Source organism: Bartonella sp. AC70YNML, assembly GCF_042196545.1.
GTDB lineage: Bacteria > Pseudomonadota > Alphaproteobacteria > Rhizobiales > Rhizobiaceae > Bartonella.
Genome location: NZ_JBHIQK010000001.1, coordinates 104,326 through 116,425 on the forward strand (window position 1 = coordinate 104,326; position 12,100 = coordinate 116,425).

At 37.6% G+C, this 12,100-nt stretch carries 8 protein-coding genes; 1 reads left to right on the top strand and 7 read right to left on the bottom strand.

What is annotated here, in order from left to right:
- Window positions 1–45 precede the first annotated feature (45 nt).
- The 7 genes from gltX (ACFIMU_RS00590) to ACFIMU_RS00620 all read right to left on the bottom strand — a co-directional run bounded on the left by gltX (ACFIMU_RS00590) (window position 46) and on the right by ACFIMU_RS00620 (window position 10,382).
- On the bottom strand, window positions 46–1,419 hold the full coding sequence (gene gltX, locus ACFIMU_RS00590) for a glutamate--tRNA ligase (protein ID WP_375614680.1): 1,374 nt from the start codon (window positions 1,417–1,419) through the stop codon (window positions 46–48).
- A 10-nt stretch (window positions 1,420–1,429) separates the two neighbouring features.
- Entirely contained in the window at window positions 1,430–3,091 is a 1,662-nt protein-coding gene (locus ACFIMU_RS00595) for an NAD+ synthase (protein ID WP_375686667.1), read from the bottom strand.
- Between the two features lie 124 nt (window positions 3,092–3,215).
- Window positions 3,216–4,595, bottom strand: a complete 1,380-nt coding sequence (locus tag ACFIMU_RS00600; RefSeq protein WP_375686666.1) for a class II 3-deoxy-7-phosphoheptulonate synthase — start codon at window positions 4,593–4,595, stop codon at window positions 3,216–3,218.
- A gap of 68 nt (window positions 4,596–4,663) precedes the next feature.
- Window positions 4,664–6,055: a glutathione-disulfide reductase gene (gor, locus tag ACFIMU_RS00605; RefSeq protein ID WP_375607196.1), complete on the bottom strand. Its 1,392-nt coding sequence runs from the start codon at window positions 6,053–6,055 to the stop codon at window positions 4,664–4,666.
- A 198-nt stretch (window positions 6,056–6,253) separates the two neighbouring features.
- Window positions 6,254–6,823 (bottom strand): DUF2059 domain-containing protein, encoded by a 570-nt coding sequence (locus ACFIMU_RS00610; RefSeq protein WP_375614678.1) that lies wholly within the window; start codon window positions 6,821–6,823, stop codon window positions 6,254–6,256.
- 106 nt (window positions 6,824–6,929) lie between these two features.
- A complete protein-coding gene (rpiA, locus tag ACFIMU_RS00615; protein ID WP_375696735.1) occupies window positions 6,930–7,634 on the bottom strand; it encodes a ribose-5-phosphate isomerase RpiA in 705 nt (234 codons plus the stop codon).
- 471 nt (window positions 7,635–8,105) lie between these two features.
- A complete protein-coding gene (locus ACFIMU_RS00620) occupies window positions 8,106–10,382 on the bottom strand; it encodes a ComEC/Rec2 family competence protein (RefSeq protein WP_375696736.1) in 2,277 nt (758 codons plus the stop codon).
- Window positions 10,383–10,493: 111 nt separating this feature from the next.
- Between ACFIMU_RS00620 and gltX (ACFIMU_RS00625) the strand changes: the two genes are divergently transcribed.
- Window positions 10,494–11,924, top strand: a complete 1,431-nt coding sequence (gltX, locus tag ACFIMU_RS00625) for a glutamate--tRNA ligase (protein ID WP_375608546.1) — start codon at window positions 10,494–10,496, stop codon at window positions 11,922–11,924.
- The last annotated feature ends 176 nt before the right edge of the window (window positions 11,925–12,100 follow it).

Here is a 12,100-nt window from a genome sequence, read left to right on the forward strand (position 1 = left end):
TCTGTAAGCATAAAGTAAATAAAAGATGCCTTTTAAAAGTTTCTCTTATTTCTTAGAGAGCCTTTCTATTACCTTTTCACGCCCTAAAAGCTGCAAAAGCTTTCCCATTTCAGGTCCATGATCCATGCCCGTAAGTGCTTGACGTAATGGCATAAATAAAGATTTTCCTTTCCGACCTGTTTTTTCTTTTAATGCTGTTGTCCAAATTTTCCAACTTTCCTCATTCAAAGCACCTTCAGGTAAGAAATCGAGTGATTGACGCACAAATGCACGATCCTCTAGTGCTACTGTATCAAAATTTTGTTCATCATGAATGATTTTCCACCACAAAACAGCATCTTTGACTTTATCAATATTGCGTCTTATCGCGTTCCAGAAATATTCCACCTTATCTCCCTCAATAGAAAGTTTTTTAAGGCGTGTTTTAACTTCCTCATAGGGTAGTTCATGGACAAGATGGCTATTCAAAGTACAAAGATCAGTAATATCAAATTTTGCAACGGATCTTGACGTATCTTGGAGATTAAAATGTTCTAAAAGCGCAGCTTGATTGGGATAGGGATGCACATTTTGCGATGTCCCAATCAAAACAGCAAGACATTGAACAGCGATAGATTCAAATCCTTCTTCCCGTAGAGAACGAATAGAAAGATCATTATTACGTTTTGAAAATCCTTTTCCTAAAACTGTCGCCAATAAATTGGTATGAGCAAAAACCGGTAATTCTGCATTAAGGGCTTTAAAAATAGCAATTTGAGCGCCTGTATTTGTAATATGATCATCCCCGCGAATAATATGCGTAATAGCCATATCTACATCATCAACAATAGACGGCAATGTATAAAGATAGCTTCCATCTTCACGAATAAGAACAGGATCTGAAAGAGAAGCCAAATCAATCGTCTGCTTCCCCTTTATCGCATCATTCCAGCAAACTTCTGTTCGCTTTGTTTGCAAAGGATCACTTTCAAAATTAGGAAGAAGAAAACGCCAATGGGGTTTACGACCTTGAGATTCAAAGTTTTTTTTCTCTTCTGCCGTCAATTTTAATGCTGCACGGTTATAAATAGGAGGCAATTTGCGTGAAAGCTGAATTTTACGACGCCGCTCTAATTCTTCTGCAGTCTCATAACAGGGATAAAGAAGCCCGCGTTGTTTGAGAATTTCCGCAACTTCATCATATCGATTAAATCGCTTAGATTGATAATAAATTGAATCTGGTTGAATACCAAGCCATTCAAGGTCAACAGCAATAGCATCAATATATTCTTGTTTAGAACGTTCAACATCTGTATCATCATAGCGCAAAATAAATTCTCCCTTATACGCTTGCGCATAAAGCCAATTGAAAAGTGCAATACGGATATTGCCAATATGAATATAACCTGTTGGAGAGGGAGCAAAACGAACTTTAACCATAAAATAATACTCAATTTTTATCACGAAAATGATTGACTATGGGATAGCGACGATCGCGTCCGAAATTCTTGTAACTGATTTTTACACCGGGTGCAGATTGTCGTCTTTTATATTCGGCACCATAAAGAAGCTGTTCAACTTTCTCAACAGTTTCTCGTGAATGCCCACGTTTAACAATATCACAAATACTCATGTCATTTTCTACAAGAGATTGTAATATATCATCTAAAATAGGATAAGGGGGAAGAGAATCTTCATCTTTTTGATTTTCTCGCAGTTCTGCAGAAGGCACTTTTTCTATAATATTGGATGAAATGACAATTCCTTCTGGTCCTCTCAAATTGTGCAAGTGATTTTTATTGCGCCATTCAGCTAATGCGTAAACCTGCATTTTATAAATATCTTTAAGAGGATTAAATCCGCCATTCATATCCCCATATAGTGTTGCATATCCTACAGCCATTTCTGACTTATTGCCTGTCGTTACCACCATTGATCCGAATTTATTCGAAAGAGCCATCAAAAGTGTACCGCGTATGCGACTTTGAAGATTTTCTTCTGTTACATCAGAGGGTAACCCTGAAAAAATAGGTGCCATTGTCTTTAAAAAAGCCTCAACAGGTTGTGCAATCGGTATGATTTCATAATGACATCCTAAAAGATCAGCACATTCTTTGGCATCTTTCAATGATTCTTGCGAAGTGAAATGATAAGGCATCATAATGGTGCGAACCCTCTCAGCACCAAGAGCATCCACCGCCATTGCCGCACACAGGGCTGAATCAATTCCTCCTGAAAGACCAAGAATAACATCCTTAAAGCCGTTTTTATTAACGTAATCTTTCAAGCCTAAAACACAAGCTTGATAATCGGCTGCTAATCCATTGAGAAGATTTTCATTAGGACCTAAAACACAGTTCCATCCCGTCGTTGTTCGTTGCCAATGGCTCAAAGCTATCTGCCTTTCAAAGTGTTTCATTTGAAACACTTTTTTGCCTTGCCCATTTAAGGCAAAAGACCCGCCATCAAAAACGAGCTCATCTTGACCACCAACTTGATTAGCATAAATAATTGGTACCCCAGATCGTAGAGCTTGCGTATGAACAACATCTATACGTTTTAAAGTTTTATTACGATAGTAGGGAGATCCGTTAAGGACGAGAATAATTTCCACTCCTTTATCTTTAAGCTCTGTACTCAGAGAGAAATCATTCCATAGATCCTCACAAATGACTATTCCTAATTTGATTCCATGATAAACAATAGGCTCAGGACGTGGACCTGAAGAAAATAAACGCTTTTCATCAAATTCGGCATAATTAGGTAAATCAAACTTTAAGCTTTCAGCAATAACTCGCCCTTCATCAAGAAGCATGAGACCGTTATAAACATTGCCATTACGCCTTAATGGAAGACCAATGACAACTCCTGGTCCGCCTACGGTTATTTTTGCTAAATTTTTAACAGCCTCTTCACATGTTTTTGTAAAAGCAGATTTTAGAACAAGATCTTCTGGTGGATAAGCGCTTATAAAAAGCTCCGATAATAAAACAATGTCAGCTCCCTCTTCTTTAGCCTTTTGATGTGCCATAACAGCTAGAGAAAAATTCCCCTCAATATCACCGACAATAGGATTTAATTGGGCAATTGCTACCCGAAAATCATTTTTCATAAGTCTTTTTATCACTTCATCAGTTTGGCAACCACAACTTTATTTTTAATCATCGGAAATATCGCTTTTTTAAAAATTCTCTTCTGTCATATGACCTAAAACAAAAATTTTAGGCAAATTTTTGCTATCCACCAGCGGCAATTGCTAACGGGTCAGTGGCACGATTTTTTTTAAGGAGTTCCGCAACAAGAAACGCCAATTCTAACGATTGATCTGCATTTAATCGTGGATCACATTGCGTATGATAACGATCAGACAAATCGTCCACAGAAATAGCATGTGCCCCACCGGTACATTCAGTGACATCACGACCTGTCATCTCAATATGAATGCCTCCTGGATAAGTTCCCTCTCCATGATGCACAGCAAAAAAATTCTCGACTTCTTTTAAAACATAATCAAAGGGACGCGTTTTATAACCACTAACAGTAATTGTATTGCCATGCATTGGATCACATGACCATATAACCGCACGCTTCTCGCGTTCAACGGCGCGGATGAGTTTAGGTAGATAACTTTCAACCTTATCATAACCAAAGCGCGTAATAAGGGTAAGCCGACCTGGCTCGTTTTCAGGATTTAGAATATCAATTAATCTTAAAAGCTCATCAGGCTCAATGGAAGGGCCACACTTTAATCCTATAGGATTTTTGATACCACGACAATATTCAACGTGAGCATGGTCAATCTGACGTGTACGGTCTCCAATCCATAACATATGGCCAGATGTTGCATACCAATTTCCTGAAGTTGAATCAATTCGCGTCAAAGCCTCTTCATAACCAAGTAAAAGTGCTTCATGACTGGTATAAAAAGATGTTTCACGCAATGAAGAATGCGTTTTGGATGTAATCCCTATAGAACGCATAAAATCAATTGCTTCAGAAATACGCTCTGCCAATAATTCATAACGTTCCCCCTGCGGACTGTTAGAAACAAAACTCAACATCCATGTGTGAACATTTTCTAAATCAGCATAGCCACCTTGTGAAAAAGCACGCAAGAGATTAAGTGTTGCCGCAGATTGGCGATAAGCCATGGACATCCGTTGCGGATCCGGAATACGAGAATCGGCTCTAAATTCAATGCCATTAATAATATCCCCCCGATAAGCAGGAAGATCAATCCCTTCTTTACTTTCGATATCAGAAGAGCGTGGCTTTGCAAATTGACCAGCAATACGACCAATTTTAACAACAGGCTTAAAACTACCAAAGGTTAAAACAATCGCCATTTGCAAAAATACACGAAAAAAATCACGAATATTATCAGCTTCATGTTCTGCAAAGCTTTCGGCACAATCACCACCTTGCAATAAAAAAGCTTGGCCTTTCGCAACGGCTGCTAATTCATTTTTTAAATCACGTGCTTCACCGGCAAAAACTAAAGGAGGATAGCTTCTCAGTTTTCGTTCAACATTTTCTAACATAGACTTATCCGGATAAGTCGGAACTTGTTTAATTGGCCTTTCTCTCCAAGAGTCAGGCACCCATTCTTTTATCATTATACTCTCTCTAAAGACTAAACTTACAGCTTGGCATATCAAAAACTTTTCACCAAAATATATGCTGTTTAACTTTCTATTTTCTTCCCATTTTCATATATATAACTTGGTTTATACATCGTTACCAATTCTTCTGCCATCGTTGGATGCACTGCCATCGTTTCATCAAAGATATCCTTCGTTAGCTTACCCTTGAGAGATATCCCTATAAGCTGTGCCATTTCACCAGCATTTTCCCCTAAAATATGAGCGCCCACAACAATACGGCTTTCACCATCAACAATGAGTTTCATAAGCATTTTCTCTGAAATACCAGAAAGAATATTACGCATAGGACGAAAAACTGTACGATAAATTTCAAGACGCTTATAACGCTTTACCGCCTCCTCTTCTGAAAGACCAACCGTTCCAATCTCTGGTTGAGAAAAAACTGCCGTTGTAATTAAATCATAATCAGGTGTTGTGGGAATATTCTCAAATGCTGTCTTAACAAAACACATTGCATCATGAATCGCAACGGGTGTTAATTGAATATGACCTGTTACATCACCAACAGCCCAAATATGGGGGATATTTGTTGTCATTTTCTCATCAACAACAACTGCACCAAATTCATTAACTTCTATACCTACTCTCTCAAGTCCTAAACCAGCAGTATTGGGCATCCGTCCCGTAGCTAACAGAACTTGGTCAGTGCTGATCGTTTGCCCATTTGATAAAACAATATCATAACAGTTTTCGGCAGCCTGTACTTTAGAAATTGTTATGCCATAGAGAATAGAAATCCCTTTTTCAATCATTGCATCGCTGAGCAATTGCCGCAAATCATGATCAAAATTACGAAGGATTAAATCACCGCGATGAAGGAGTATTGTTTTTACACCTAATTCATGAAAAATATTAGCAAATTCAACACCAATATACCCTCCACCAACAATCACTATTGATTTTGGGAGTTGATTAAGGTCAAAAATCTCATTAGAAGTAAGGCAAAATTCACCGCCTTCTATGGACGTATTTGGTGCAAGTTTTGCCCCTGTTGCAATCAAAATTTTTTCTGCACTTACCCGCTCACCCGTGGCAGAAAGCTCTAATGTGTGATCATCTATAAAAGTAGCACGACTTTCATAAATATGCACATTGTTATTTTCTAATCCCTTACGATACAGGCCTTCTAACCTTGATATTTCTTTATTTTTAGCTGCAACCAACTTTTCCCAGCTAAAAATTGGATCCGCATATTCCCACCCAAAACCAACACTTTTCTTAAATTCTCTTACATATTGTGATGCATAAACATAAAGTTTTTTGGGAACGCAACCACGAATAACACAAGTGCCCCCTATACGATATTCCTCTGCTATAGCTACCCGCTTGCCAAGACCTCCAGCAAGCCGTGCTGCACGCACTCCACCAGAACCACTTCCAATAACAAATAAATCAAAATCAAAAGAACCCACGAACTAATCCTTCTCATATATCTACAAACAATAGGCTAAGATCATTTATTATCAAATAAAAGTCTTTTTTCTTTTGAAGAAGCATTTTAAGCAATATTCTTAAAGGGTTTATTCTTATTAAAATATTTAAAACGGCGGGAAAACCGCCGCTATTAAAAAAATCAGAAATTGCCCATTGTTGTTATAATATCAATCAAGTTATTTTTTATTTTCTGAAGATTCTGATTTTATAGGCATATTTGTAGGCATAGTAGAATTATTCAAATTAAGTGTTTCAGACATCTCTTTTTTCACATTTTCTACAAGATCCCGCATAAGAGCAGTACGCCATATATCAAATGCTGAATAAGAATCACGTGCAATATTGGGGACTTCTGTCAAAAACTTTTTACCGGTGTCAGAATTATAAAATGCTGTAATGGCATCAAGCTCTTTTTGAGTAAAATATTTTGCATACACATGAGCAATCTCTTTTTCTAGATCAGAGCGCCTTTTAACTAAAGCAAGCGCTTGCTTATCAACAATATCAGAAATAGCTGTTGCCAAATTCGGATCATCACTGATTAGTTCATTTTTGAAATCATGGACTGCATTTGGTAAAAAGCTATCAAATTGATCCGTTGCATGAATGGATCTGATCGCCTTTCGCGCTGAATCTAAATGTTGATCACTCACACCTTGTGCATAAACCATTCCAACATTCACAACAAAAATAGCAATTGCACTAAAATATACGACAAAACGCTGAAAAGAAAATATTACTTTCATTTAATGATTACCCCGATCGCTAATTATAATTTTAATTCGTTATTCTACCTAAAATCTTTAAGACCCTTTTTTACTGTGCTAACATATCATCATGTAAATGCCTTTTCTAAAAATCAAACGGTTCTAAAACTTTTATTTGCCCATCAGCCATAGCGACAATTGCACGTGAAGCCAACCCCAAAAAAAGGCCATGCTCAACAACACCAGGAATAGCAAGAAGTGCATCCGATAATGGTTTTGGTTGCAAAATGCAGCCCCAAAATGCATCAAAAATAAAATGGCCACCATCTGTTTCAAAAGGATTTTTTCCATTCATTCGCAATGCAATTTTTCCAGAAAGCCCTAAATCATCAGCAACTTTTTCGATGGCTTTGCGTGTTGTATGGATACCAAATGAATTAACTTCAATCGGTAGTGCAAAAGCACCAAGTCTTTTTACTATCTTTGTTTCATCAGCAATGACAAGCATTTCACGGGATGCCGATGCCACAATTTTTTCATACAACAATGCTCCCCCTCCCCCTTTAATGAGCATCATCTGAGGACCAATTTCATCTGCTCCATCAATATCAAGATCCAATTCAGGTATTTCTTCTAAAGTGCTAACAGGAACTCCAAACTTACGACAGAGCTGTTCAGAATGTCGTGAGGTAGCAACACCAGTCACACGTAGACCATCAGCAACACGCTCACCAAGAAGACGAATAAACTCATTGACTGTCGAACCAGATCCGATACCAAGCCGCATACCATCTTCAATAAATTCAAGCGCTCTAACAGCTGCCATTTTTTTTAACTGCTGAACATTCATGAATGACTTTGCCTTCTATCCGTATAAGCAACACTTATCACCCCTATTACCACCGATAATAATGATAATAAAAGATAACCTCTTGACGCAATCTATTTAAATTGACCATCGCTTTTGCTTGAAGAGATGTTACTCGTTATAGAAATATATGATAAGAATAAAATAGAATAATCAACAATTATCTTTTTTATTTCTTTGAGAAGATTTGTTAGCATTTTTCTCATTCAATAAGAATTTTTGATTTATCTTGTTCTATCAATAGGATGCACAAAGATGCACATAGCAATTTTTTTGAAAAAATTAAAATGATCAGATATAAAAATCATCTATTTCTAGAAAACTGTAGATTATTATTTCGTTTCAATGACATTGATAAATTTACCAATCTAAATACCGCAAAATATTATCAGAAAAGTCTTCTATTCTTTTCTGTTTTGTCATCGTCCAGATATGAAGAAAAATGCGATTTAATTATATATTTTTTTGTGCATACCGTCTATGCATATTCCATGGTCTATGAAACCCTAGAGAAGACCAAATAATATCCCCACTTTTGGTCATCATCACGCTTCCTCGTGATAACAATTGTTGAGGGGTAAATATTATTTTTGCCTTCTTGTGACATACTGGATTATGCATCGCAATTGTAAATGTCTGAATGAGAATATCTGCCTCTACACATTGATCTGTTTCTCTGTGTAAAACGATCACTTTTAATCCATTATCCAATAAGGATGCACAGACATGACGATCACAAATAAATTGTCCATGCAATGAAGGCCCATATTTTGTTGGTTTAATCATTTCATTCACACGGAATGACTTTTTCCATATGGATGACGTTAATTTAGAAATATGGTAACGATCAATATATAATTTTTTATCATGGATAACACCCACCAGACGCATATTATCTGCGATCATCAGTTGTACAGGTGAATGCATCACACAAATACAAATACCAACCAAAATAAAAAAACTAAAAAAGAGCCTGATAGGTGTTTTGCAAAAAGTCAATCCAACCAAGCCTATACTCAGTAAGATCAACGCAGATAACGGCATAAAACCAGGATTCAAATCAGGAGAAATAGCCTTGATAGCATGTGCAATCTTTATCACAAGATCAACTCCAAACCCCATAATTTGAAGGGGAAGCCATTCAAATCCTCCTAACATTGCAAGAACTGCGATTAATCCAAAGGGAATGACAAAAATTGAGATGACAGGCAAAGCAAAAGCATTACTGATAATGCTCAAAGATGCCATATTAGAAAAATGATAAGCAGCATAAATTCCACTTGCACTCCCTGCAACAAAGGAAGAAGCACACGTTGAAAGAATCGATAAGAAAACAAAATTCATCACTCCTCCTCCAACATAAGAGGGAGTTGTTTTTCTTTTACGAAAAAATGATCTTCCACTCCACCAATCAAAAAAAGCGATCAAAGCAGCAGTCGCAGAAAAGGACATTTGAAAGCTAGGACCTAATATTTCATGGGGTGTCATCGCCAGAGTTATCAACCCTGCAATGGAAAAATTACGCATTGTTATAGCAGAGCGATTACACAATATAGCAACCAACATAACAGCAATCATCACAAAACTTCTTTGCGCTGATATTGCTAAGCCCGACAATAACAAATAAAAAGCTGTTATCATAAACGCAACGATAGCAGCAAACTTTTTACTGGAATAATAGGAAGAAAAAACTGGAAAAAATGCTAAAAAACTACGGATACTCAAAAGAACTATGCCGCTTAACAACGCCATATGTAAACCTGATATTGATAAAATATGGGCTAATCCAGCTGTACGTAATGCTTCATTTGTCTCATTTGAAATACCAGCACGCTGCCCTGTTATGAGGGCAGCTGCAACACTCCCCTTTTCTCCTTCAAGGGCTATACGGATTCTTTGTGTCATCTTCGTGCGTAAATTTTCAATTTTCTGTAGAATGATAGCGAATATCCCATCAGGCTGAGAAACGGATATTTTTCTTGGTTTTCCTAAATAAACGCCTTGTGCCCCAATTCTTTTAAAGTAATTATGAAAACTAAAATCGTAGCCTCCTGGACGCACCGGCCCAGAGAATGCACGCATCTTCACTTTTCCATGCAGTCCATCACCAATCGCTAAGCCAGATGGCAAATATTTTGCCGATAAACGAACACGATGAAGACTATGGCGTAATATGGGCTTTTCTGTACTCAAAATATCCAAAACTAAACGAAATCCTCCTTTGGCACCTGACTCAATAGAAACAATTCTTCCCGTCAATGTAGTGACAATGTCACTGCCTAACATGGGTGTTGCAATACGCCACGTTTCTATTTTTGCCGCTAAAGTACCCAATATAATACAAAACAGAAATCCCACGGGAATCCATATTTTTGGATAAAAACGTGCACCATAGAATATTCCCAGAAAAATACTGACCAATGCCCCCAATTGTCCCCAACTTGGTTCCCACTCTAAATGAAAATAGAAAATGATTCCTAGGGCAAAAAAGACTAAAATCAGCGAAAAAAGGATACCAAAAGCAACCTCTTTATTAATACAATCTTCTAACCATTTGCGAAAAAAAATGATTACTTCTTTTAAGAGTGTCAATAAAAAAAGTTTTTGTTGGTTATAGCTACCGTTCTTTGCATCATCATATCTAGAAAAAACACTCTGCCCTATCTGACATGGCTTTTTTCTTTCTGTAACAGATTTTTCGGATAAACCCTCTTTACTTTTATAAAACATCAGTCCCCCACTTTAACTCGCAATACGGCTATTGCACACCCCATCACTTATGCTAACATAACCTTTCTATAAAGTTCCATAAGTAATATCTCAATTTAAAGGAAAATATTCGTGTCTGTTATTACCCGTTTTGCCCCTTCACCCACAGGTTTCCTTCATATTGGTGGCGCTCGTACTGCTCTTTTTAATTGGCTTTATGCAAAACATACCGGTGGAAAAATGCTTCTACGAATTGAAGATACAGACCGGGAACGTTCAACAGAAGCAGCTGTAAAAGCCATAATAGATGGCTTGCACTGGATGGGTCTTAACTATGATGGCGCCCCTATTTCGCAATTTGAACGTGCAGAACGTCACCGCCAAATCGCCGAGCAGTTGGTCAAGAATGGCAAAGCATATTATTGTTATGCTTCACCTGAAGAATTAGCTGAAATGCGTGAAAAAGCCCGTACAGAAAGGCGCCCGCCCCGTTATGATGGACGTTGGCGGGACCGTGATCGTTCTGAAGCTCCTAAAGGTGTTAAACCTGTTATTCGCATCAAAGCCCCTCAAGAGGGAGAAACCATAGTACATGATCTTGTTCAAGGTGATGTTCGTTTTCCTAATAAAGATCTTGATGACTTTATTATTTTGCGTTCTGATGGTTCGCCTACCTATATGCATGCTGTTGTCGTTGATGATCATGATATGGGCATCACACATATCATACGTGGAGACGATCATCTTACCAATGCAGCCCGACAAATAATCATCTTTAAAGCAATGGGATGGGATATTCCTGTTATGGCACATATTCCTCTTATCCACGGTGAAAACGGCGCAAAATTATCAAAGCGGCATGGGGCGCTCGGTGTTGATGCTTACCGAACCATGGGATATCTTCCTGCTGCTTTGCGCAATTACCTTGTCCGTTTAGGGTGGAGTCACGGGGATGACGAACTTATATCACTTGAAGATATGATTTCTTGGTTTGATATTGAGGATATTAACAAAGGTGCTGCTCGTTTTGATCTCAAAAAGCTCGATTCCATTAACGGACACTATATGCGCATGAGCAATGATCAAGAACTTTTTGATGCCGCTCTTGATATTCTACCAGAAACCGATAAGGGAGCACAAACCATTGAAAGACTTGATGAAAAACGCCGTGTTCAATTTTTAAAAGCAATCCCACATTTGAAAGAACGTTCAAAAACACTGTGCGAGCTGATTGATAATGCCGCCTTCATTTTTACGCAACGACCATTACAGCTTGATGAAAAAGCACAAATGCTCTTAGATAAAAATGGACGAACCATTTTAAACGCTCTTTATCTTGCCCTGAAAGCTTGCCCCTCTTGGGATACAAAAGCTTTAGATGAAACTCTTCGCTCTTATGCCCAAACAGAAAATCTTAAATTTGGATCTATCGCCCAACCACTTCGCGCAGCTCTTACAGGACGCGCAACATCGCCAGGAGTTTTAGATATTCTTATTTTATTAGGACGCGATGAATGCCTTCATCGTATCAAAGACCAACTTATCAAAAAAATATACTCATGATATGTACTGAATAGATCTCCTCAAATAGATCTCTATACAAATATTTCAACGCAATCTAAAAGAGTTTTTTATGTTATATCATTGAAATACAATTTGTATTGAGTAATAATGATCGCTAAGGAAATATTTTAGATTGCATGTACTCACTTTTAGAGGCAATCTGCCCTTAGTATAAG